The organism is Paenibacillus sp. FSL R5-0473 (assembly GCF_038004565.1).
Taxonomy (GTDB): Bacteria; Bacillota; Bacilli; order Paenibacillales; family Paenibacillaceae; genus Paenibacillus; species Paenibacillus amylolyticus.
Genome location: NZ_JBBORL010000001.1, coordinates 4,797,347 through 4,820,592, shown reverse-complemented (window position 1 = coordinate 4,820,592; position 23,246 = coordinate 4,797,347). Strand labels below are relative to the sequence as shown.

The following is a 23,246-nucleotide window of genomic DNA, read 5'->3' as shown; positions in this document are numbered from 1 at the left end:
GCAGTTCCAGATAGTGTAATCTGGAGGTTAGGTGCAGATCGGTAAAAAACCATTTGAACGAGAAGGGATCGGGATGATTCAATGACGCAAAAAATCTATTATGACTCTGCTTATACAAGAGAGTGGCATACAACGATTACAGACAGAGTAGACAAGGAAGATGGTGTATATGTCACGCTGGCGGAGACTGCTTTTTACCCGCATGGAGGCGGACAACCTTGTGATCTGGGGCAAATTGGCGGAATCGCTGTTCTGGATGTGAACATCGAAGATGGTGAAGTATGGCATAAGCTGGAACGCTTCCCTGAACAGACTGAGGTACATTGTGAGATTGACTGGGAACGCAGATTCGATCATATGCAGCAGCATACGGGTCAGCATTTGTTATCGGCAATCACTCTAAAGCTTACTGAAGCGATGACCCTCAGTTTCCATCTTGGTACGGAGTATGACACGATTGATGTGGCTGCGGCAGAACTGGGAGCGAATCAATTGACTGCCATTGAACAAGAAGTGAATCGTCAGATCTATCGTAACGCTCGCATCAACACGTCCTGGGTTACAGCAGAAGAGGCTGCACAGTTACCACTGGTGAAGCAACCTACGGTAACAGAGGACATTCGCATCGTTGAGATCGAGGGTGTGGAGTATAACGCCTGCGGTGGAACTCATGTGTCGGCGACTGGTGAGATTGGGATCATCAAACTGTTGAAAACTGAAAAAGTGAAGGGCGGCACCCGCATTTATTTCAAATGTGGAACAAGAGCCCTGAATGAATTCACAGCTACACAAAACGTGCTCAACAGCATCATGGTTAAATTAAAGACCAGCAAGGACGAATTATTGGAGCGCATTGAGAAAATGGAGCTGGAGCAAAAGCAGCTGCAAACCGAGCTGAATGCAGTGAAAACAACGAATGATGCTTACTATGCGGATGAACTTCTGGCCGCTCGGCAAGGGCTAGTGATTGCTCAGGTCTTTGAAGACAAATCGCTCAAGGATATGCAGAGCCTGGCTACCAAGCTGACGGCAGACCATGAGGGGCTTGTACTCTTTGTGAGCATCTCGGAGGCCAAAGTAGTTCTGGCACAGAACGGCCAACCGCCTGAATGGGCTTGTGGACCTTTCTTCAAAGGTAATCTTGGAGCCTATCAAGGCAAAGGTGGGGGCAGTGAAAAGATGGCTCAGGCAGGCTTTGCCAGCAGTGAAGATGCGCTTGCTTTTTACGAATTCACCAAGGACCAGTTGGGACATCACTGATTCGCATTTCCTTTTCGAGACAGGCAGTATTGAAATATGAGTAAGGGACAAACACGTCACATTGTGGCGTGTTTTCCATTGCATGATGAAGCGAGCAGATAGTAGAGGGGGTTGGAACATGACAGAACGAATTCCGTGTATACGGGAAGGGTGTGCAAATACCATTTTACCAGCAACAGCGGCGAAAACGGGTGGTTATTGCATGCCTTGCAAGCAGGAGATGGAACGCGAGGAGCGCCAGAGATACATTGAAGCGAATCGACGTGACGTGAACTTGTATGCAGGTATCACAGATCCGGTCGAAATTTTGAAAATCATGCACAAACCTCAGGTTCGCGATCCACTAATTCGTTATACACCCTATGAACAATCCGAGGAACAGGTATATCTATCTTTGTCTGTAGAGCAACAAGATCAGATGAAGGATTACGCGATGCAACGGATTTGTACAGGTGATGAAGATACGGGCAAAGACATTCTGGTATATCTGGTCTGCTACCATGATATATCGTTGACTGCCGAAATTCCTGAGCTGCTGGAACAGGAGATCTATTATCCTGCCATTTTGTATAAAAGTGCCTCGGGTGAGGTTCGTGATCATCTCTTACAGCAGGTGAATACCGATGATGAGAATCGGAACCACATATTGCTCATGCTGGCCCATATCGGAGATGATGTTGTCGTGCGGCAGTTCCGGCAGTGGAGACAATCTCCTCCATCTTGGGCGAACGAATTATACGTGGCACCTGAGCATTACACCACTGAAGCTGGTTGGGAGCTTGCAAAAGACGGGCAGCGCAGGGAATTATTCATCACCCCAAGTTATTCACTCTATAAAGTAAAAGAGAATGAAGGACCTAACGTGGAGTTAACCGGAAATTCACTCTCGATGCTGAACCCTAGCAAAACTTGCTGTCCATGGTGTGGCAATGCGTTAACCATCTTAATTAGTCTGGATGTTAAGCATCCAGCATTGAATGACGTTTCTTGGCATGCCCAGCAACTTCAGATACAGACTTGCGTGATATGCAGCAGTTACGGTGTGGTTTACATGGAGCTGGACGTAGCAGGAGAACCGTTATGGAGTTCACATAATGTCATGCCTGCGGGAATGGACGAGATTGACCTGGACGACTATGGTAAACTTGCAGCGGATGTTGGCCAGCAGTTTCGGATTGCGAATGCATCGCGTCATGCATTCCATGCCAGTGAGTGGGCGATGGAGCCATCGTTATCTCAGGTCGGCGGCCATCCGGGATGGGTTCAAGATGCGGAGTACCCAACATGTCCACGCTGTTCCACGAGAATGAAGGCTGTCGCACAACTGGACTGGGGCGAGGTTGAGAAATATGGTGAGGGTATGTATTACATGTTCATATGTGAGCCGTGTCAGATGACCGCCGTATCGTACCAGCAATCTTGATGGTGGAAGCTAGTATAAAACATAATAAAAGCAATTATAAGCAGTCATCTTATTATGATATTACACCGCTTTTAAGGTTGGAATGACAGTAGTAGACAGACTATAACCAAGGGGCATCCCGAAGTTCTTGGAACTTCATGGGATGCCCCTTTGCCCTGCGCAGGATGGATGTGAGATATCTTTGCTACAGCCAGTCGTTTATGCTATTTATTTAGCCGCCAGAGTGAGAATGGGTTGTTTTTTCTACGTGCAGAGGCCGCTTGTCGTACTCACACAGTCTAACGAACCTAGCACATCTTATTAAGCGAATTTGCAGCAGTGTAGGATTCTAACGAATCTTAGACACGTTATTGCTTCTATTGACAAGGTTTTATGAAGCAAATCAGAGGTTTTGTCTGTAATAAGACTGCTGAGATTCGTTAGAATTTCATATGTTTGTAAAACTGCGACATAAGGTGTGTCCGATTCGTTAGCGCTTGGCCCAAACCCAAACTCACCCCATATACTCCAACCGCACATTACCACTCACACATTACTACCTAAGTTACTACTTCGGCGTATGTGCCTCTTTACTAGACCCGTCTACAATTCCGCAGATGCCTGCTTTAACAAATCAGCCAACCATTCATAGTCCGGCGTATCTTTTTCCTTGAGTTTGATCGTTTTTCGTTCTTCCGGGCCTTCAAATATCCCATCGGGTAGATCGAGTCCGGTTGCATTGAAGATGGTGAAAGACATGGCTTGTTTGGAAGGCGAGATGACCGCAGCGTACTTTCCGTTTTTCAAAAAATGAGGTTTCTTGTATTGTACGCGTTCTTGTACGTCAGGGATGGTATCATGCACTAACTGGCGCAATTGTTCAGCGATTTCTACTTGCCAGGGGATCTGAATCTGTTCAATAAACGCAGTAACTTCTGCATTCTTGGTCATACTTGTTCACCCTCCGTATGGATCTGATTGTGTGTTTCCCATTCTGGTCTTAGGATTCCCATCATCAAGCGGTCATAACGCTTACCATCACGAAATACAGCTGAGCGTGCCCGACCTTCCAACTGAAAACCAACCTTCTCATAGGAACGGATTGCTTTGGCATTGTAGGCGATGACATCCAGACCAACTCGGTCCAGATTCATCTCATGGAACGCATATCGTAAAATAAGATTCAACGCTTCCGTACCATATCCCTTGTTGCGATGTTTGGCAAGTCCGATGCCAATGGCAAGCTGTCCGCAGCGGTTGTTCCATTCAATGCCATGAATGACGACAAAACCAATCAGCGTATCTTCTTCATGCGTGCGAAGTCTGAAATAAACTTCCTTGTTCTTCGTTTCGCCCTCATCCTCCAACTGTTTCTCCGAATAGGGAATGGCCAGGTCAGTATCCACATTCCGAAGGTACTCCGGGTCTTCGTTCCATTGCAGCATGGTCTGCACGTCTTCAGAGCGTGGTGGCGTCATCTTTAATCGTTTGCTATAAAACAGGTTATCCGTAGTGAGTGTCATAGGGTTCTCCTTTAAATTAAGTTAAGCTTGCTTCACCTTAGTTCCACGTTTAACTCTATGTATATTTCGCAATAGACCTCGCCCCTTTGGCATCTGATAGCCTCATCATACTGGAAATTATAGGTGAATCACAATAGCGTATTTCAGTGGATATAAGTAACCTCTTGTCATAAAACCTAACACGGTAGTAAGATGAAATGATTGATATACATTCAGTGATAAAACCAATAAAAATGTCGGCGGGAGTGGTACGTTATGGAGATCAAAGTGGATGATTTGAGTGGAGTCCAAGTTAAGGCTTTAATTGCGGAGCACTTGCAAGGGATGGCAGCAGATTCGCCTCCAGAAAGTATTCATGCGTTGAATCTGGACGGACTCAAGGAGCCCGAAATTACTTTCTGGTGTGCTTGGGAAGGGGACGACTTGCTCGGCTGCGGGGCTATCAAAGAACTTGATCCAGAGCATGCAGAGTTGAAGTCGATGCGTACCGCTTCGGCTCATCTGAGAAAAGGCGTAGCGAGAAAAATTTTGGCACATATTATGGAGGTTGCCACAGACCGTGGTTATAAGCGAATCAGTCTGGAGACGGGTTCAATGGATTCATTTATCCCGGCAAGGAAGATGTACGAAGATTTCGGATTTGAATATTGCGAACCATTCGCAGATTATGTATTGGACCCGAACAGCACGTTTATGACGAAAAAAATCTAAATGAATTCACATGACAAACCAGTATTCTGTTTTTTTACAGGACGCTGGTTTTTTAATTTTGCAACATATCGTACATTTTAAGAGATGGAAAAAGAGTAGAATAAACTCAATAATACGCATTAAAACAACGTGGCCTTGTGACGAAGAATGTGGAGGGAGTCGTACATGATTTACTGGTGGTTCGATCATATGAATCCGCTGTTTGCTGTCTTGGTGTTATGTCCCATCATTGCTGTGATGCTTGGAGTATGCAGTTATTTTGCCAATTGGTTTAGACTCTGGGTAGCGCTGGTTATATCTTTTATGCTGCCTTTGTTGTATATCGCGAGTGATCTTTCAACATGGGGTAGTAACATAGGCGCTTGGTTCATCTATGGGGCAGGGTACATTTTGCTAACCTGGATTGTACACAGATTGCTTCGTGCCATTGTGGGGTATAAAACATAGGTTATGTCCATATATGTTTGGGATGAATTGGCCATGAGGAACTTCTGGGCTGATTGATGGACAATAGGGTATACTGGACATTATGTCTATGAAACAAGACAGCATTACAGACGTTTTTTACATCAGGAGGACTTGAATTGGCTCAGACAGAAGGAACACTACAGAAGAAGCTTAAACCAAGACACATCAGTTTTATGGCTATGGGTGGTGTCATTGGAACGGGAATTTTTAAAGGCAGTGCAGAGACGATTGGACTCGCAGGTCCGGGCGTTATTGTCACGTACATTTTTGCCGGATTATTGCTGCTGGTTGTTATGGCCGCGATGGCGGAGATGGCTACGGTGTACAAGAACAAAAATATGAAAGACTTCGTGCAGGAGGCATTTGGTAGCAGAGTATCCTTTGTTATGGGATGGATGTACTGCTTTCTATGGTTATCGGTGTGTGTCATTGAGGTGATTGCCGCCGGGAGCTTTTTGCAGTATTGGTTCAGTGAAGTACCGCTGTGGATGCTGAGTCTGGCATGTGCGGCGTTCATTATACTGGTTAATCTGTTAAGTGTAGGTGTGTTCGGGGAATTTGAGTTTTGGCTGGCCGGGATCAAAATTGCCATGATCATTATTTTTATCTTCCTGGGTGCAGGATTGATCTTTGGCATTATCCCAAGTGATAACACCCCTTATCTGCAAAATTATACGCAAGCAGGCGGGTTCTTCCCGAACGGATGGTCATCGATCTTCTCGGCACTGCTTGTGGTTATGTTCTCTTATGGGGGATCGGAGCTGATTGGTCTGACGCTGACCGAGACGGAAAATGCAGAAAAAGTGATGCCAAAAATCGTGGGCAATTTCATGCTCAGAATTATTCTGTTCTTCACCTTGCCGATTCTCATCATCTGTGGTCTTATCCCATGGAATGAGATCGGGCCGGAGAGCAGTCCATTTGTACAGGTGCTTGCATCCACGGGACTGCCGGGAGCAGCACACATAATGAACTTTATTTTGGTGACGGCGGTTCTGTCTGCTGCGAATTCAGGGATCTATGGTGCATCCCGGATGATGCACTCCATGGCAGTAGGCGGTGAAGCTCCAAAGGCATTGTCACAGACGAATCGCAACGGAAGCCCTGTTAACACACTTCTGGTGTGCTCAGTAGTTTTGCTCGGAGGTTCCTTGCTAGGCCTGTTCGCGCAGGATCAACTGTTCCGCGTATTGCTCGCAGTTCCGGGGTTTGTTGTAATCCTTGTGTGGATCTGTATTGCTTCATCACAGCTGAAACTACGGAAGAGATATCCGGTTCAACCGACCTTCAAAGTTTGGGGATTCCCTTACATAACCGGAGTCGTTGTACTATGTCTTAGTGTGATTGCGGTGATGTTTGTGTTTGATGAAGGGAATCGGTTCAGCATTAGCATCTGTATTGCCGTGCTCGCGTTGCTGATTATATGGTCCCTGATTCGATTCAGGAAGACGAATGGACGAACAGTTTAGTATTTTTTACATTCAAATGTAGAACACATCAACATCTCGGCGCTTGAGCCGGGATGTTTTTTTCTATCATTTTTCACTGCAAAGAACCTAAACAAATCCTCCAAAATTATGCCTAGATGCAGCTCCAATGAACAAAGCTACCACGGCCATGATAGCGTTTTTATGTAAACCCAATATTTTCTTGCCTAATTCGACATATTCGTTTACTATTTTCCCATACATAGTGCTTCAAGCATGCGTTTTTTGGGTAGCGCCTAGTCAAAAAGGCTTGGGTTCACGGGAGAGGAAGAGGAGCGGATGATTGGTTTTTTTAGAAAACGTTTGGTTGTGCGCATTGTTGCAGTAGTCACACTGGTCATTACGATTATAGCCGTTGGAAGCATGCTGTTACAGGTGGCCAATATGAAACTTGCTGCGCAGGAGGCCATTTCGAGTTACAACATCCAGATTGCTCAGAGTTATGTGAATCAGCTGGATACAGCATCTTATGCCGAGTTTGCCAAGGACCCCAAGGAGAATGACGAGTTCTTGAAGATTCGTGATGAACTGGATGACTTTCGCGTAAGCATTGGTGCAATGTATGTGTATTTCGTCAAAATAGATGACAAAGGTACGCCACTTATTATGGTGGACGGTATGAAGGATGCAGATAAAGCCTCACCGATTAATGAAGTAACGGATGTCCCTGAGGAGGCTGTTCAAAAGCTGTTGCAGGGGCAAACAGCCAGTTCTTCGATTATTAACAATGAGGAGTACGGCGACTATATTTCCTCTTACGCTCCCATGCTGGATAGTAACGGTGCTGTAACAGGTGTAATTGGTATCGATACGGCGGTATCGGTCATCGGAAGTATTGAATCGGATATTATGAAATCGAGTATCCCTTTCTATGCCTTGTTGCTTTTAATTACACTTATAGGCATTGCTGTTGTCACGTGGTTTATCGTAAGAGGACTGCGGCCACTTCAACCGCTGAAGGCGAGTGTGGAAAAAATGGCACAGGGTGAGCTTGCAGAAGCGAACCAAATTTTGACGTCGTATCGTTTGCGCAGCCAAGATGAGATTGGAACAACATATCAAGCGATGATACATATGTCTGGTAACTTGAATAAGATTGTGAGTAACATGGTTGAAGGCGTAGCAGTAACCACAGATATTTTATCGGAATCAACGAAGGAATTTAATCGCAGTACCGAAGAGATGCTTGAGATGGGCAAGACGGTTGATCAATCTGTCGAACAGATTAGGCAGGGTGCACATACGCAGAAGCAGGGTGCAAGCGATAGCGCGCATGCGATGGAAGAGATCGCAAAAGGCATAACGGATATATCCGAATCCTCGATGGTTGTATCGGATGCGGCATCAAGTGCGCTTTCTACGGCGGAGTCCGGTAAACAGAGCATGACACTGATGAAAACACAGATGGAGAGCATCTCAAATGTCTCAAGTGAAGTTGTAGCGATGGTTCAGGTGCTGAACAACTACTCCCAGGAAATTGGGGGTGCCCTGCACACGGTTCGTGACTTTGCGAGTCAGACGAAGTTACTTGCGCTTAATGCATCCATAGAGGCAGCACATGCAGGAGAACACGGCAAAGGTTTTGCGGTTGTGGCGGATGAAGTTCGGAAGCTTGCTGAGGCCTCAAGCACATCCATGGAACGGATCTCCGACTTGCTGCTTCGTATTCAACAAGAATCACAGCAGATTGGCTCACAGATGGGGGTTACTGCAACCGAGATTGGACAAGGGGTTACAATTACCGCAGAAGCGGAGCAAGCTTTCGCTCATGTAGTTGACGCGTTCCAACTGGTAACCAGTCGCATTCAGGAAGTCTCCGCTGCGGCAGAGGAAATCTCGGCAGGATCGGAAGAGGCTGCAGCCTCCGTCAATACGATCTCGCAGATCTCAGCCGGGGTATCGGATCATTCGGATGAAATCTATCGATTGATGCGTGAACAGTCGGCCATGTTCAACAGGGTGGCACAGACCTCCACCATGCTGGAGCAGCAGACGAATGAGATGAGTGAAGCCGTACGTAAAGTGAAAGTATAGTTTGAGTTAGATGTAGCAATAGTAACGCAAGAGATAGTCAGAAAAGTGTTCCGCTCTTGGAGAAGTTGGTGTTCATCCCAAACTTCATTCAAAGGGTGGAGCACTTTTTTAGATTTAAATTTTTAAATGATCCAGCTCTATCGCCTGTCTGAAGCGTTGGGCGAATCGTTCTGCGGCTACGGCGGACTCCTTGGACTCCGTCTGCACAAAGCCAATTTGCATTTTCGGTTGATCGATTCCAGCGATCTCTACCATCTTCACCAGACCTTCTTTCCATAAGGGATTTTGGTGAAAGGAAAAGTCGTGACCAATCGTAGCGGCAATATCGTTTCTTAACACCATGTTGATGGCTTCTGAATTATTTGTTTTAAACAGAATGGACAGAGGTCCATGATCATAGGTGAATTCCTTGATGAAGTCTTCGATGAAACCATCTCGATACAGTGCCAGCTTGTGTTCTTTTAATTGATCCGGTGAAACACGGCTGTGCTTGGCAAGTTCAGACAGGTGATGAGTACCAACTACCAGCCTGCCCGAGTACATGGGACTGAAGTGAAGTCCATCGAATTCCCGCAATTGTTTGGCGTAGATCGCGATAAAGCCCAGATGGGTTTTGTTGTTGCGAATATCTTCAATAATTTCCATGGACCCTTTCTCTTCAATGGAGATGTTAAGTTGCGGGTGCTCACGCTTCATATCCGCAGCAGACTGAACAAGATAGGGCATGACACTTGGAAAAGTAGCCACATGAAGCTCTCCGCTAAGTGAGGAGGCTTCTGCGTTCAGGGATTTTAATTCATCAATCCGCTGTAAAATGTCCAGTGCCTTGGCAATGAATTGTTTGCCTTCGGGAGTGGGATGAGTTCCCTGCCGCGAGCGTTCGAACAGGATGATACCCAATTCTTTCTCCAGACGATGAACCGATTGGCTGATCGCCGATTGTGTGACATGTAGATGCTCCGAGGCGGCGGAGAATGATTTCGTTTTCGCAATTTCAACGACATATTCGAGCTGTTCCAGATTCATGATTTCATCTCCGTTTAGCATTAATACAACTAATGTTAACATTAGTATCTATAAATATGAATAATACATGAACAGCGATATAATATATAGACAATCATACAAAGGGGATGAACTTCATGAAAGCAGCAGTATGGTATGCCCATAAAGACGTGCGTGTGGAAGAGCGGGAGGTTCCGGTTGCTCAAGCGGGTCAAGTCAAAATCAAAGTGGAATATGCAGGGATCTGCGGCAGTGACTTGCATGCCTATCATCATGGTGTAGGAATTCAAGAAGGCGAGAATCATCCGCTCTCAGGACAGAAAGCACCGTTGACATTGGGTCATGAATTTGCAGGAACCGTAAGTGAATTGGGGAGTAATGTAAGCGGTGTCAGTGTAGGGGATCGAGTTGTGGTTGAGCCGTTGTACCATTGTGGAAAATGTGACTACTGTATCCAGGGGCGTTACAACCAGTGTACTCAATTTGGATTCGTTGGACTGAATGGTGATGGTGGTTTTGCAGAGTATGTTGTTGTTGAAGCATACATGGTTCATCCCATCCCGGATAACGTAACTTTCGAAGAAGGTGCGCTTGTAGAGCCTACAGCCGTAGCCTTTCACGCGGTTCGTCACAGCAAGCTGAAAGTGGGGAACAAAGTAGCCGTATATGGAGCAGGTCCAATTGGATTATTGACCATTCTGTCTGCCAAAGCAGCAGGAGCCTCTGAAATCTATGCAGTCGATGTATTTGAGGAACGTCTGGACCTGGCAGCCAAGCTGGGAGCGATTCCGGTGAACAGTGCCAAAGTCAATGCAACAGAGGTGATCCTGCAACAATCGGGCGGCATTGATGTAGCTTATGAAGCAGCGGGTGTGCAACCAACGATGGATAGCGCCATTGCGGTTGTCAAAAAAGGTGGAGAAGTTGTTGTCATCGCAGCGATTCCAAATCCGCTTCAAGTGAACTTCTTCGATCTTTTGGTCAAAGAAGCGAATCTAACGGCAACGCTGGCATATCGCCACATTTTCCCTGAAGTGATTTCATTGATTGCTGAAGGGTCGCTCGATGTGAAACAGGTCATCACCAAGAAAATCAAACTGGACGATATCGTGCAGGAAGGGCTTGAGCTGTTAATGAGCGACAAGAGCCATGCGAAGATTTTGGTGGAGATTGGCGGTTAAAAAATCAATAGCGAAGTGTCATTTCAAATGTTGATTGATCATTTATAAATGTAAAACAGACCGTCATGAAGATGATCGGTCTGTTTTACATTTCATTCTCTGCTCCCTGATCCCGTGTTGCTGTTAACCTCCACTAGGAATCATAACGGTAGCAGATCGCCTTGCCCCCGTCACTCTCGGAGCTGAATTCCTTATCCTCTGTAAATCCAAAACGCTCATATAAACGGATGGCATTAACCATCTGACCGCCCGTATATAAGTACACCGTATTTTTGCCCATCTCTTTGGCAGAATCTACGCATTGCTGGAGCAATACTCTGGCAATCCCGTGACCTCTCCATTTTGGATCAACACCCAACAGCCGAATAAACGGATAATCGATCGGCAATTCAAAGTTTGGATAAGCCTTGCGTGCTGTTTCGAATAATTGAACTGTACCAACGATCTGATCATCAATCTTCGCGATCCATAATTGTGTCAGGTACGGATTAACCACAGACTCTCGAATATCTTTTAGGTAGGCTTCCCAGCGTTCATTTTGCTCAAAAGTCTCCCGATACTCGGCATAACTTGCAACAAGGATATCTACAATCTCTGGATGGTCTGCTTCTGTGGCAGGATGAATCGTAACGGCAGCCGTTGTCATCTTATAATTCCTCTTCTCTTATGGGTTAAGCATGGAATATAGTTTTCTTGCATTTTACCATAACGGATTCAATCCGATTCATTCAAATTTTCTATAGGTAACTCAGTCATTTCTATAGATCAAAGCATATCAGCGATTGAGCTGTGTGGAATACAGATGATTGCGATATTCGGTTGGCGTATTGCCTTCGTATTGTTTGAACATGCGCAGGAATAGCTTGTAGTCGGAGAAGCCGCACTGTCCGGCGATTTCTTTTACACTGGCATTGGTGTTGAGCAGCAATTGTTTTGCCCGGCGAATACGTTCTGTGAGGATATAGGTTTTGAGTCCAGTACCTTTCTCGCGTTTCACCATTTTGGAGATATAGTCTTTGTTAAAATTAAAATTTTCCGCAATCTGACTCACCGTGATGTTTGTATGCAGATGAATATCGACCCACTTGCAGATATGGTCCACAATCGCATTGTGCGGACGATAATCCGCCTCTATATTCCGCTCCAGTTCTCTGAACAACAATAACAAAGCAGCGTTGGCTTCCTCCGGTGAGAAGGATGACACATGCAGCAACTGCTTGAATAACTGATTGGCCATGGAAGGTACCTGAATGGTGGCGTGTGTCCTAAACTGGTTGAATTCTGCCGACATGGCATCATAGTGAACCCAGTAGAAACTGACGGGTGTGTCGCTAATCTGGTAGCCATAGTGGGTGCGACCAGCGCGCAGAAACAACAGATCGTTGGCACGAACTACATATTGTTCCTCTTCTTCCGCAATGTACATCTCACCTTCCAGCATCAAAATAATCTCGTGAACGGGCATGCTGCGTCTCATGTGGCTCCAGTTGCCTTCGGATATGAACTTGCCGCACAGGTAATGTTCCAGTGGCTTTTGCATAGGACGGATTTATCCACCTTTTCTTGGATTATGAGTCTGATGTAATTGTATTTTATTTGATAATATGAGGATATTCAAGCTCTAAAGTGGATTGATGAGTATTAGTCTTGTAGCTAAAAAAACGGATTTTACCCCTCAAGAATCAATGGATATCTATTACATCCCGAGAAGGAGTGAGTGTCATGATTGATACGAAAAAAGGATTTCTGGGACCGGAACATGTAGATCTGTTAAATGGTGTGTTCCAAACATCACAAGAGGTGGGGGAGCGTTACCTGTTATCACTGGATATTGATCGATTCCTGGCTCCATGCTTCGAAGCGCATGGTTTACCTGCCCGAAAAGAGCGCTACGCGGGTTGGGAGGCACGTACCATCAGCGGACATTCCCTCGGACATTATCTGTCTGCCCTGGCTGTGACGTATCAGGCAACCGGGAATATCACGTTAAAAGAAAGACTGGATTATGCTGTCACCGAACTGGCGAGAATCCAGCAGACCACGGGGAGCGGATATATCGGTGGTTTGTCCGAAGAACCTTTCCACATGGCTTTTCGAGCAGAGAATATCGGTGGATTCAATATCGGTGAATACTGGGTTCCCTGGTACAGTGTGCACAAAATCTATCGCGGCCTGATTGATGCCCATAAACTCACTGGCAACGGACAGGTACTTGATGTAGTTACTCGATTTGCAGACTGGGCGGTCGAAGGTTTGCTTCCGATGACAGAAGAACAGATGCAGACGATGCTTCAAAGTGAACACGGGGGCATGAATGAAGTATTTGCACACTTGTATGGAATCACAGGCAAAGCCTTATATCTTGAGATCGCTAATAAGTTCACCCATCAATTGATCCTGAGACCCTTGGAGCACAAACAAGACGATCTTCAAGGCAAACACGCCAATACTCAGATTCCCAAAGTGATCGGTGCAGCCGAAATTTACAACCAGGATCATACTCATGAGAGTTATCGGACAGCGGCAGAGTTTTTCTGGAACACCACGGTGCATCATCGTTCTTACGTATTTGGTGCGACGAGCATTTCGGAGCATTACGAAGCAAAGGGCATGGAGAGTCTTGGCATCAAAACAGGAGAGAGCTGTTGTACTCACAACATGTTACATCTAACGAAGCAACTCTTTGCCTGGAATCACGATAGCGCCTACATGGACTATTATGAAAACGCCATCTATAATCACATCCTCGGCACGCAGGACCCCGATACGGGGAACAAAACGTATTTTGCATCAACGCTGCAAGGCCACTACAAAATCTATGGTACTCACGATACCGCTTGGTGGTGCTGCACAGGATCAGGCATGGAGAACCCGGGCAAATATGCCGAGGCGATTTATTTTGAGGATGAACAGGACCTGTACGTCAACCTGTATATCGCTTCCCAATTGGATTGGGCGTCACAGGGATTATCCCTGAAGCTTGAAACCGACTTTCCTTATTCGGAAAAGGTAACCCTGACGATCACCGGAGGCAACGCCTCGGCTCATCTAAGATTACGTGTGCCCTCATGGCTGCAACAGCCAATGACGGCAACAGTTAACGGGGATACGGAACATCCGTATACACGGATGGAACCCGGCTATCTTTCCATCGACCGCACATGGACAACGGGCGATGTCATCACCATCACACTGCCGATGTCACTCCGCCAGTACACTGCCAGGGATGATTCCCACAAGGTGGCATTCCTGTACGGCCCAATAGTACTCGCTGGTGCACTAGGAAACGAGGGTCTTCCCGAGGATACGATCGTGGACGAAACAGCATTGAATCCCAAGACTGCACCTGTACCTGTGATCTGGACGGAGCAGGAGGATGTACGAGAGTGGATCAAGGTTGTGGATGCAGACACGTTAACATTTGAGCTTAGCAAAGATGTTACTTCCACAGGCGAAGCCGTGAAGCTCATTCCGTTCTATGATGTGCATCACGAATTTTATACTGTGTACTGGCCGTTTAACGATGAAGGGGACGCCCTGGAGAAAGAGTTGAACGATATTACGATCGACAGGGTTCAGGCGGATGGTCAGCAGGATGAGATCGGACATCAACTGGATAGTAATTGCCGTGGGGAGCATCATAATGGTTCTACCACGGATGGCCGTAAGAAGTTGCATATGTGGCGAGAGGCTTTTGGCGTCAGTGGAGCTTACTTCAGTTACCAACTGGCGGTGGATCGTAAAGCAACCAATTATCTATGTGTGGCCTATTGGGGCGGAGATCATTCCGCGTTTAAACGGGAAGGTAAGTTATATGACAGACAATTCGCTATTACCGTGGATGGAACACTCATTGGCGAGCAGAGAATTCACATGAATAAAATTGGCGACGTGTTCTATGTGACCTACGATATTCCTGAGGCCGTAACATCAGGCAAAAACAGCGTTACAGTAATGTTCCAGGCGAAGGGAGACAATGGCTGTGCCGGGAAAGTTGTAGAGGTGCGCACCACGCGAAGTAAACGGGAATCCATCTTTTCGTGATAACAGGCATGGTGTGAAAAGGCGGTGGCCTGTCCACTGGAGGAGAGGGTTTTATAAGAAATCGACTTTCTAATTTTTAACGAACCGCACACGTCTTATATGGGCAATATTGATGTGGTGGAAAATGTAACGAATCTCAGTGACGCTATTTCATTCGAAATAGGCGATAAACAACGTTTTTACACCTAATACACGAACATAACGTGTCTCAGGTTCATTACATTTTCAGATGAGCTGAAATGCACCAAATAACCTCACCTCAGTTCGTTAGCTGTAGAATAAGGCATTAAAATTTTAATAAGAACACGAAAAATAATGAACCAACGCATAAGGGACGAAAGCGGATGATCTCCGATTCGTCCTTTTTGCATTACTTTTTTTTCAGACAAGTCTTATATAAAAAATGACACGCATAGCTATTTTCCACGTATTACCTGATAACATTTCTTCTCCACAATCTGCTGTCTCGTAAAGCTCACTTTTTATGGATTGACCACAAAATTTCCTGCCAAGTTCCACGTTGTCCCTGAAAATATGAAATGGGATAAGCCCAAACCACGTATATTATGAGTATCCAAATATCCAATCATATCCACCTGAGAGCGTTAACATCATGTACAATAAGAATAAGTTGAACAGGAAAATTACGACATGAAGCACCAATATATAACATGAAAGGAGGTCGGATGATTGAACATGATCAAGTACATAAAATTGTTGGGATTAATCCTCGGTATTGTGGCTGTGAATGTTCTCGCATTCTCACCCGGCTTTATCGGGCTGAATTTCGAGGAGGGTGCATTCACAACTGCGCTATCCGTTACCCTTCTGTTCGGTAGTGCAATGGCACTCCTATATGGGAGTTATACCCTGCTGTTCAGACAACCGGTAGTGCTGCCCGTGAAGCATATTGAAACGCATGAAGATTATGTGGAAGCACTATCTTTTTATAGACGCATCAAAGTCCTCGAAGAAGATATTACGCTGGGGCTGTCCCAACTTAGTCGAATGAAAAAGAAAAAAGAAACCCTCCTGAATGTGCTTCATCAACGCTTTGATCCAGGGGAACTGAGCTACAAGAAATTCGCTTCGGTCACATTGGAAGTGGAGAAGCTGTTGTACCTGAACATCCGCAGTGTGCTGAACCGGTTGAATGTATTTGATGAAGCTGACTATGCCAACATGATGAAATCCAAGTCCTCCACACTTCCCCAGAAGCTTTTTCAGGAAAAAACCAAGGTATACAACGATTATCTGTCTTATGTGAAGAATTCGCTTCACACCAATGAGGAAATTTTGCTCAAGCTCGATCAGTTGTTATTGGAGATTTCACGCCTCGACAGCTTCGAAGCCGGAGATATTGAACAGATGCCTTGTATGCAGGAGATTGATCAGTTAATCAAGCACACCAAATTATACAGACAGTGAGGGGTTGCGAGTATGGCCAAGAAGGGAAAGTTTTTTTTCATATCGATTGTAATGCTGGTGCTCGTATTTGGTCTAGTCTATGCAGGGATTACACTGACGTCGAACTTTGGCAAGTCGACTACACAGGTGAGCACAGAGAATGCAGGTAAGGAACTGGGAAAACTGTACGCGGACATTGCGCCAGCGACGGCGGAACCGGTCAAAGGACAGATTGATCTCGACCCGGTCGATGTGGCGGAATCACTGCCGGACATCTCCAAATTTGCGATTGCTGTAGAGAATACAACAAATGATTACGTCGAAATCTTCTCTTCCCCAGAGAAGTCGGGCAGCGGGGTAGACGGCTGGTTAACCGAAGTGGGCGAGGAGTTCAACAAAGCGAACATCACCGTTGGAGGCAAACAGGTATCGGTCAAAATCCGCAACATTGCCTCCGGAACAGCCACCGATTATATCAAGTCCGGTAAGTATATGCCGGATGCATTCACACCTTCCAATGAACTGTGGGGCGAGATGGTTGAGGCCAGTGGAGTGAAGACAGAGATGGTATCCGAGCGACTGGTCGGGAATGTTCCTGGTATTGTCATCTCCAAAGCCAAATATGATTCACTGGTTGATACGTACGGCTCCGTTAATGTAAAAACCGTAACCGAAGCGATTGCCAACAATGAACTCGCGATGGGATATACCGATCCATTTGCCAGCTCCACAGGACTGAATTTCCTGGTGACCGCACTGAATACGTATGACAGCGCCAACCCACTTGGCGAGAAGGCTATTGAAGGGTTCGAAAAGTTCCAGACGAATGTACCGTTTACAGCGTCAACAACGATTCAGATGCGGGAAGCTGCCAAGTCAGGCAGACTGGATGCCTTTGTACTCGAATACCAGACGTATGTGAATACCGCCGATCTGAAGAGTGGTTACGTTTTTACACCATTTGGCGTGAGACATGATAGCCCGCTGTATGCATTGGGACAATTGCCGCAGAATAAACAGGAAATCATCCAGAAATTCGCGGAATTCGTAACCCAAGCAAAGTACCAACAATCGGCGGAGGAGTTCGGTTTCAACGGGTTACAGGATTACAAATCCGAGCTGGCTACTGTGGATGGCGGCACGTTGTTGTCTGCACAGAAAGTATGGAAAGAGAAGAAAAACGGCAGTAAACCTATTGCTGCCGTGTTCGTGACAGACGTATCCGGAAGCATGGACGGCGAACCGCTTAACCGACTGAAGGAGTCCCTACGCAAAGGTCAGAAGTACCTGGGCACTGAGAATAGTATCGGCCTGGTTTCTTATTCTAGCGGGGTAACCGTGAATCTGCCGATTGCCAAGTATGATACGAACCAGCAGTCCATGTTTGTCGGAACAGTTGATAGTCTGCAAGCTGGCGGTGGTACGGCGACCTTTGACGGGATCGTGGTGGCGATGAAGATGCTGGAAGATTATATGGCTGCTGATCCAAACGTGAAGCCGCTGATCTTTGTCCTAAGTGATGGCGAGACCAACGAAGGTCATACCCTCAAGGATATCCGGGATCTGGTCGAGACGTACAAAGTGCCAATCTATACGATTGGATACAACGCGGACATCAAGGCTTTGGAGAGCATCTCCAGCATTAACGAAGCAGCAAGCATCAATGCCGATACCGACGATGTCGTATACAAGATCGGAAACCTGTTTAACGTACAGATGTAATCTAAAGGGGGAACTGTAGATGTCATTTTCAATGGAAATACCGAGCCAGAAGGAAATTCAGAAGGTGATTGAGGAAGAGGTGAAACCCGTGCCCGCCGAGGTCGCGGAGCTTCAACAAGTGGCAAATGCCAACGTAGAGATGATCATGACACTGGACCTCGAATCCTTGGAGAAGCGCAAAGAGATTTTGCAATCCATTGACGGTTTTGGCATGAACACGATGAGATCCTCTTCTGAGAAAAACGCCTTGCTTCAAGTCTCCGTTGGACATCTGTCCAAGACGGGAGACGAGGGCGGTCAGGTCGCCAAAGGTTTGACCGAGCTGCATATGCAACTGAAGGATCTCGACCCGAGTGTGGTCGACTTTGCCAAGACCGGTTTCCTTGGGAAATTGTTCAATCCGCTTCGCGCCTATTTCCTGAAATACCAGAAGGCTGACGCAGTCATCGCTGACATCGTAACCTCTTTGGATAAAGGCAGATCCACCCTGCGTAACGATAATACAACGCTGGAGATCGAACAACAGAACCTGCGAGAACTCACAAAGCGATTGCAAAAGGAAATCCAGCTTGGCATGCTCATGGATGAGTCCATCGACGCGCAGATTGAAGCCGCCAAGGTCCGTAATGAAGACCCTGAGAAAGTCCGATTTATTACCGAAGAAGTGCTGTTTCCGCTCCGTCAGCGGGTGATGGATCTGCAGCAGATGTTAGTCGTGAACCAGCAGGGTATCATGGCGATTGAAGTGGTGATTCGCAACAACAAGGAACTGATCCGAGGCGTAGACCGTGCGAAGAATGTAACGATCTCGGCATTGAAAATTGCCGTTACAGTAGCAAGTGCTTTGTATAATCAGAAGATTGTATTGCAGAAAATTGAGTTGCTGAACCAGACAACCAACGATCTGATCGCCGGAACATCCAAGATGCTCAAGGATCAGGGAATTGCCATTCAGAAGCAGGCGTATGAAGCCAGCATCTCCGTGGATACGATGAAACAGGCGTTCACCGATGTGCTGTCGGCGCTCGATTCGATTAGTCTTTATAAGCAGGAAGCTCTGCCAAGAATGCGTGAGACGATTAACCAGTTCCGTGAACTTGCGGATACCGGCGAGCAACAGATTCAGCGGTTGGAGAAAGGGCAAAAGCTGGGGCTGTGATAAGGAGAGAGAGAAATAAATACCTATTTGATTGTCCTCTTTATTTATAATTAGAAAAAGAAGCGACCGTTCCTCATTAAACATGAGGAACGGTCGCTTTTTGGGCTTCTATGAAGATAGGTACTAACTGTCATACCCCAAGCTTCTTGCATAGGCGTATAACTGTTGTTCGCATTGATCCATTAGAACACTAGCGGTGTTTACTTTGGCATTACCTTGTTTTAGTAACGTGTAATTCACTTTGTTCTTGGATACTGCCTTTTGGTACAACAGGTATCCTTCGAGCTGAGTGTAACTTGCCTTAACAAATGTAGCGTGGATTTTCTTGATTTGCGGGTTGGTAGGCTTGATTTGTTTTGCCTTGGATACCAATTTTGTATAATTGGGGATCACCGTATTCGTAAGTTTAAGATACATGGACTTGCGATTGGTTGAAGTTACCTGGGTGTCGATGCTTTCCAAAGCTGTGAAGGCTTTGGCCTCATAAGTTTCAAGAGCAAATAACTGATTAGTGTACTCTTTAAATTCTGCATAACTCTGATCCAAATCTGAATATGTAGAGGTTGCTACTTTGGCTGTATCAGCAGAAGCGGCTGGAGAGAGAAGCACTCCGCCAAGCAAAACAAAACTGGTAATCAATGATATAATCCACGACTTCTTCAAATGTAATGTCATCCTCCTTTTGTTATATTCCATTGGATAACCTAACATATCATTACCAGAAATTACAGGAATACATTTACATAATTTTAGTGGTAAAGCTTTCTTAAAATTCCTCTCAATCACCCTACTAAAGGGAAGTAAGACGATTCAAAATTTCAGTTTTTTAACACGACATTATCCGGCTTGTAATGGATGATTTTGAACAACTCCTCAGCCATGTAGGCGGGGCTGTGCTTGAAATCCTGTCTGATCCACTCCATGATCATGCCAAATATCGCATGAGATTGGTAACTTGCCAATATTTCATGGTTGATGTGCGGAGGGAAGATATGGTTCAGATCCTGTAAGGCCAGATCCCGAAGAACATCACAGATCATGCGCTGGAAATTAGATGAAGCCTCAGATTTCACAACCAGTGTGTAGAATTGTGCGTGTTGGTGTACATGCTCAAATATAGTGATCGCCGAAGAGGGCATTAGATTGACTTCGAACTTTTCCTCATCCTGATAGGGTTTACGAAAAGAAGTCACCAGATCCTGAATTACATCATCGATGATTTCGTTGAACAGGTCTTCTTTGTACTGATAATGCCTGTAGAAAGTTCCTCGATTCAGGTCGGCTCGCTGCACAATATCCGTAATCGATATTTCTTTAAAGGGATGTTTTTGCATCAAATGGATGAGTGCATCCTTCAGTGCAACTTTTGATTTCTTAATTCTTCGGTCCATCGAATTCAGAGTTTCAGACATCTATTTACCTCCTCGCGAGTTCACTTTATTAGTTAAAGTACATTCAGGCTTATAAGTGTTGTTTAACGTACAACTGGACAAGCTTTTACTGATTGAAGTGAAACGCTATGACTTATTATACTAAGGATAGGAGTTAATGAACATTTGTTTGTTAACTTATTGTAAACGAATACACAAAGGAGGATACATGGAATGAAACTTCAAGATAAAGTTGTAGTTGTTACAGGTGCTGGTTCAGGTATGGGGAAAGCAATTGCCACGTTGTATGCTCAAGAAGGCGCGAAAGTCGTTGTATCGGATATTAACGAAGAATCTGCACAAGCGGTAGTCAATGATATTAAAGCCCAGGGCGGAGAAGCGATTGTCGTTCTGGCCAATGTGGCTAAAGAAGAAGATGTGCAAAATCTGATCGATACGACGGTGAGCACATACGGTACAGTAGATATTCTGGTTAACAATGCGGGCATTATGGATGGCATGGAGCCGGCAGCAGATGTAACGGATGAGAAGTGGGAGAGATTGTTTGCTGTGAACACAACCAGTGTGATGCGGACAACGCGTAAAGTATTGCCGATCTTCCTGGAAAAACAAAAAGGTGTTATCGTGAACATTGCTTCAGCAGGGGGCCTACACGGCGGACGTGCAGGAGCAGCCTATACAGCTTCCAAACATGCGGTCGTGGGCTTCACCAAAAATACAGGGTATATGTATGCTGAGCAAGGCATTCGCTGTAACGCGATCGCTCCAGGCGCTGTGGCAACCAATATCAGCACATCCATGGCAGGTATTAGCCATTTCGGTGCAGGGCGTCAACAGCTTGGGATGGCAATCAACCCACGCATCGGGACAAGCCAAGAGATCGCCAAAGTGGCTTTGTTCCTTGGATCTGACGAGTCCAGCTTCGTGAACGGAACTGTCGTTACAGCTGATGCAGGCTGGAGCTCTTATTAATCCATTGAAGTGTAGCCAAGCATGGAGTACGGAAATAGTGTGTGAATTAAGGAAGCCGCATGAGTATATGCGGCTTCTTTTTTTGCACCTATGCACCTACGTACGGTGGATAACAGCATCATATTCCGTGTAGGACAAACGTTTGCATTACTACACGGATACCCGAAATGAATCAATCTGAGGGTGGCCTTGGCTTGGAAAAGAGTGAGGATTCACGCACGATCAGACGATGGGGGATAATGACCGGATTATGAAGCTGTGGTTCCCCACTAAGAATTTTTAACAATACCTGAACGGCTGTATAACCAAGCTGATAAGTCCCGATGTCGATAGAGCTTAGGGGTGGAGAAGCCAGTTCCGATAATGCAATATTGTTAAAACTGACCACACTGATATCTTCAGGCACCAGATAATGAAGCTCAGCAAGAGCTCTCAATACCCCAAAAGCCACGTTGTCATCGATGACAACAATTGCGGTGGGTCTGTCCGGCAAGGACATGAACAGCGACATCGCTCTGAATCCACTTTCCTGCAGAAATTCGCCTTCCACAATCCAATCACTATCCGCATCCAGCCCGGCTTGGGCAAGCGCTTTTTGGTATCCTAGCATGCGATCATGCGATAACGTAATGTCCGGTGGGCCACTGACAAATCCAATTCGCGTATGCCCTTGGGCGATCAGATGGTGCGTTGCATCATAAGCAGTCTGCACATTGTCGTTATCCACCATGGGGGCATTTGGATGAGCTTCACTGCGACCGATTAACACAAAAGGAAACTTTTCCGCTTCCAAAAAAGAAATGATAGGATCATCTCGTTTGGACCCAAGCAGCAGAATACCATCCACTCTACGGCCATGCACAAGGCGTGATATCGCATGCAATTCATTGTCTGATGATGTTTCGGTTGTTAGCAGCAATTCATAATTCATACGGGTGGCATGTGTAATAATACCTCGCAGCAGTTCCCCGAAAAAGTAATTCTGAAACAACTCTTCTGCAGGACGTGGAAGCATAATCCCAAGGGTATGTGTTGTTTTGGAAACCAGGCTCTTCGCGATGATGTTGGGATGGTAGTTCAATTCTTTCATAATTTGCTTCACTTTGAGAGACGTTTTGGTGCTGATTCTAGGATGGTTGGAAATCACCCGTGACACTGTAGAAGGGGAAACACCCGCCAATTTGGCAATATCCTTGATCGTAATCATGTAAAAAATCCCTTCTGAACAATCGTATAAATATTCTCCTATGGTAATCCAAAGGATACGAGAAATCAATTGCTAACTGCCGAATAAGGGATGCACGTGAAGTGAAATTAAGGAAGAAAGAGTCAGAACAAGGAAACAGGAAATTACTGTAGGTAGAAGAAGGAAATTGGTTAAAATTAAGCAAATATGGCTTGTGCAAACGTTTGTGCAAATAAAGATCGTTATTGTATGATGTGATTGTTATTGTAGCGCTTACATCGTTGGATTTACATA

20 protein-coding genes are annotated in these 23,246 nt (G+C 45.7%); 12 read left to right on the top strand and 8 right to left on the bottom strand.

The window, feature by feature from the left end:
• Positions 1–81: 81 nt before the first annotated feature.
• Together MKY28_RS21210 and MKY28_RS21205 are read left to right on the top strand one after the other, a co-directional pair.
• Positions 82–1,260, top strand: a complete 1,179-nt coding sequence (locus tag MKY28_RS21210) for an alanyl-tRNA editing protein (RefSeq protein WP_340936913.1) — start codon at positions 82–84, stop codon at positions 1,258–1,260.
• Positions 1,261–1,378: 118 nt separating this feature from the next.
• Positions 1,379–2,683, top strand: a complete 1,305-nt coding sequence (locus MKY28_RS21205; protein WP_340936912.1) for a DUF1963 domain-containing protein — start codon at positions 1,379–1,381, stop codon at positions 2,681–2,683.
• Positions 2,684–3,265: 582 nt separating this feature from the next.
• On the opposite strand, the gene MKY28_RS21200 is transcribed toward MKY28_RS21205, so the two are convergent.
• Together MKY28_RS21200 and MKY28_RS21195 are read right to left on the bottom strand one after the other, a co-directional pair.
• Entirely contained in the window at positions 3,266–3,613 is a 348-nt protein-coding gene (locus tag MKY28_RS21200; RefSeq protein ID WP_047841734.1) for a DUF1801 domain-containing protein, read from the bottom strand.
• Positions 3,610–4,185 (bottom strand): GNAT family N-acetyltransferase, encoded by a 576-nt coding sequence (locus tag MKY28_RS21195; protein ID WP_338707842.1) that lies wholly within the window; start codon positions 4,183–4,185, stop codon positions 3,610–3,612. The genes MKY28_RS21200 and MKY28_RS21195 overlap by 4 nt, the downstream gene beginning before the upstream one ends.
• Before the next feature lie 255 nt (positions 4,186–4,440).
• On the opposite strand from MKY28_RS21195, the gene MKY28_RS21190 reads away from it, so the two are divergent.
• The 4 genes from MKY28_RS21190 (at position 4,441) to MKY28_RS21175 (ending at position 8,885) form a co-directional block, all read left to right on the top strand.
• Positions 4,441–4,896 (top strand): GNAT family N-acetyltransferase, encoded by a 456-nt coding sequence (locus MKY28_RS21190; protein ID WP_036606187.1) that lies wholly within the window; start codon positions 4,441–4,443, stop codon positions 4,894–4,896.
• Between the two features lie 165 nt (positions 4,897–5,061).
• The gene (locus MKY28_RS21185; protein ID WP_036606188.1) at positions 5,062–5,343 is read left to right on the top strand and encodes a hypothetical protein; all 282 of its coding nucleotides are present in this window, start codon (positions 5,062–5,064) and stop codon (positions 5,341–5,343) included.
• A gap of 137 nt (positions 5,344–5,480) precedes the next feature.
• Positions 5,481–6,833, top strand: a complete 1,353-nt coding sequence (locus MKY28_RS21180; RefSeq protein ID WP_036606189.1) for an amino acid permease — start codon at positions 5,481–5,483, stop codon at positions 6,831–6,833.
• Between the two features lie 297 nt (positions 6,834–7,130).
• The gene (locus MKY28_RS21175; protein WP_340936911.1) at positions 7,131–8,885 is read left to right on the top strand and encodes a methyl-accepting chemotaxis protein; all 1,755 of its coding nucleotides are present in this window, start codon (positions 7,131–7,133) and stop codon (positions 8,883–8,885) included.
• A 114-nt stretch (positions 8,886–8,999) separates the two neighbouring features.
• Here the strand turns inward: MKY28_RS21175 and MKY28_RS21170 are convergent, their stop codons facing one another.
• On the bottom strand, positions 9,000–9,911 hold the full coding sequence (locus MKY28_RS21170) for a LysR family transcriptional regulator (RefSeq protein WP_340936910.1): 912 nt from the start codon (positions 9,909–9,911) through the stop codon (positions 9,000–9,002).
• 116 nt (positions 9,912–10,027) lie between these two features.
• On the opposite strand from MKY28_RS21170, the gene MKY28_RS21165 reads away from it, so the two are divergent.
• Complete coding sequence (locus MKY28_RS21165; RefSeq protein ID WP_076319354.1) at positions 10,028–11,071, top strand: 2,3-butanediol dehydrogenase; 1,044 nt, start codon at positions 10,028–10,030, stop codon at positions 11,069–11,071.
• Between the two features lie 133 nt (positions 11,072–11,204).
• Here the strand turns inward: MKY28_RS21165 and MKY28_RS21160 are convergent, their stop codons facing one another.
• Complete coding sequence (locus tag MKY28_RS21160) at positions 11,205–11,717, bottom strand: GNAT family N-acetyltransferase (RefSeq protein ID WP_100527689.1); 513 nt, start codon at positions 11,715–11,717, stop codon at positions 11,205–11,207.
• 129 nt (positions 11,718–11,846) lie between these two features.
• Positions 11,847–12,611 (bottom strand): helix-turn-helix transcriptional regulator, encoded by a 765-nt coding sequence (locus MKY28_RS21155; protein WP_133386495.1) that lies wholly within the window; start codon positions 12,609–12,611, stop codon positions 11,847–11,849.
• 182 nt (positions 12,612–12,793) lie between these two features.
• Between MKY28_RS21155 and MKY28_RS21150 the strand changes: the two genes are divergently transcribed.
• The 4 genes from MKY28_RS21150 to MKY28_RS21135 all read left to right on the top strand — a co-directional run bounded on the left by MKY28_RS21150 (position 12,794) and on the right by MKY28_RS21135 (position 19,403).
• Positions 12,794–15,115 carry a beta-L-arabinofuranosidase domain-containing protein gene (locus tag MKY28_RS21150; RefSeq protein ID WP_340936909.1) on the top strand — a complete coding sequence of 774 codons (2,322 nt, stop codon included), beginning with the start codon at positions 12,794–12,796 and terminating at the stop codon, positions 15,113–15,115.
• Positions 15,116–15,811: 696 nt separating this feature from the next.
• Positions 15,812–16,543, top strand: a complete 732-nt coding sequence (locus MKY28_RS21145; protein WP_340936908.1) for a hypothetical protein — start codon at positions 15,812–15,814, stop codon at positions 16,541–16,543.
• 12 nt (positions 16,544–16,555) lie between these two features.
• Positions 16,556–18,244, top strand: coding sequence for a vWA domain-containing protein (locus MKY28_RS21140; protein ID WP_340936907.1), 1,689 nt, complete (start codon positions 16,556–16,558; stop codon positions 18,242–18,244).
• Between the two features lie 19 nt (positions 18,245–18,263).
• The gene (locus MKY28_RS21135; protein WP_047841746.1) at positions 18,264–19,403 is read left to right on the top strand and encodes a toxic anion resistance protein; all 1,140 of its coding nucleotides are present in this window, start codon (positions 18,264–18,266) and stop codon (positions 19,401–19,403) included.
• A 123-nt stretch (positions 19,404–19,526) separates the two neighbouring features.
• On the opposite strand, the gene MKY28_RS21130 is transcribed toward MKY28_RS21135, so the two are convergent.
• Positions 19,527–20,066, bottom strand: a complete 540-nt coding sequence (locus MKY28_RS21130) for a hypothetical protein (RefSeq protein WP_076319361.1) — start codon at positions 20,064–20,066, stop codon at positions 19,527–19,529.
• Between the two features lie 155 nt (positions 20,067–20,221).
• Complete coding sequence (locus MKY28_RS21125) at positions 20,222–20,815, bottom strand: TetR/AcrR family transcriptional regulator (protein WP_340936906.1); 594 nt, start codon at positions 20,813–20,815, stop codon at positions 20,222–20,224.
• A gap of 192 nt (positions 20,816–21,007) precedes the next feature.
• Between MKY28_RS21125 and MKY28_RS21120 the strand changes: the two genes are divergently transcribed.
• Positions 21,008–21,766 (top strand): SDR family oxidoreductase, encoded by a 759-nt coding sequence (locus MKY28_RS21120; RefSeq protein ID WP_340936904.1) that lies wholly within the window; start codon positions 21,008–21,010, stop codon positions 21,764–21,766.
• 172 nt (positions 21,767–21,938) lie between these two features.
• Here the strand turns inward: MKY28_RS21120 and MKY28_RS21115 are convergent, their stop codons facing one another.
• The gene (locus MKY28_RS21115) at positions 21,939–22,973 is read right to left on the bottom strand and encodes a LacI family DNA-binding transcriptional regulator (RefSeq protein WP_036672606.1); all 1,035 of its coding nucleotides are present in this window, start codon (positions 22,971–22,973) and stop codon (positions 21,939–21,941) included.
• Between the last annotated feature and the right edge of the window lie 273 nt (positions 22,974–23,246).

Coding starts and splice junctions, on each gene's coding strand:
- MKY28_RS21140 (WP_340936907.1), top strand. CDS start 16,556: ATGGCCAAGAAGGGAAAGTTTTTTTTCATATCGATTGTAATGCTGGTG.
- MKY28_RS21125 (WP_340936906.1), bottom strand. CDS start 20,815: ATGTCTGAAACTCTGAATTCGATGGACCGAAGAATTAAGAAATCAAAA.
- MKY28_RS21210 (WP_340936913.1), top strand. CDS start 82: ATGACGCAAAAAATCTATTATGACTCTGCTTATACAAGAGAGTGGCAT.
- MKY28_RS21195 (WP_338707842.1), bottom strand. CDS start 4,185: ATGACACTCACTACGGATAACCTGTTTTATAGCAAACGATTAAAGATG.
- MKY28_RS21165 (WP_076319354.1), top strand. CDS start 10,028: ATGAAAGCAGCAGTATGGTATGCCCATAAAGACGTGCGTGTGGAAGAG.
- MKY28_RS21185 (WP_036606188.1), top strand. CDS start 5,062: ATGATTTACTGGTGGTTCGATCATATGAATCCGCTGTTTGCTGTCTTG.
- MKY28_RS21170 (WP_340936910.1), bottom strand. CDS start 9,911: ATGAATCTGGAACAGCTCGAATATGTCGTTGAAATTGCGAAAACGAAA.
- MKY28_RS21155 (WP_133386495.1), bottom strand. CDS start 12,611: ATGCAAAAGCCACTGGAACATTACCTGTGCGGCAAGTTCATATCCGAA.
- MKY28_RS21145 (WP_340936908.1), top strand. CDS start 15,812: ATGATCAAGTACATAAAATTGTTGGGATTAATCCTCGGTATTGTGGCT.
- MKY28_RS21190 (WP_036606187.1), top strand. CDS start 4,441: ATGGAGATCAAAGTGGATGATTTGAGTGGAGTCCAAGTTAAGGCTTTA.
- MKY28_RS21115 (WP_036672606.1), bottom strand. CDS start 22,973: ATGATTACGATCAAGGATATTGCCAAATTGGCGGGTGTTTCCCCTTCT.
- MKY28_RS21120 (WP_340936904.1), top strand. CDS start 21,008: ATGAAACTTCAAGATAAAGTTGTAGTTGTTACAGGTGCTGGTTCAGGT.
- MKY28_RS21135 (WP_047841746.1), top strand. CDS start 18,264: ATGTCATTTTCAATGGAAATACCGAGCCAGAAGGAAATTCAGAAGGTG.
- MKY28_RS21160 (WP_100527689.1), bottom strand. CDS start 11,717: ATGACAACGGCTGCCGTTACGATTCATCCTGCCACAGAAGCAGACCAT.
- MKY28_RS21175 (WP_340936911.1), top strand. CDS start 7,131: ATGATTGGTTTTTTTAGAAAACGTTTGGTTGTGCGCATTGTTGCAGTA.
- MKY28_RS21200 (WP_047841734.1), bottom strand. CDS start 3,613: ATGACCAAGAATGCAGAAGTTACTGCGTTTATTGAACAGATTCAGATC.
- MKY28_RS21150 (WP_340936909.1), top strand. CDS start 12,794: ATGATTGATACGAAAAAAGGATTTCTGGGACCGGAACATGTAGATCTG.
- MKY28_RS21205 (WP_340936912.1), top strand. CDS start 1,379: ATGACAGAACGAATTCCGTGTATACGGGAAGGGTGTGCAAATACCATT.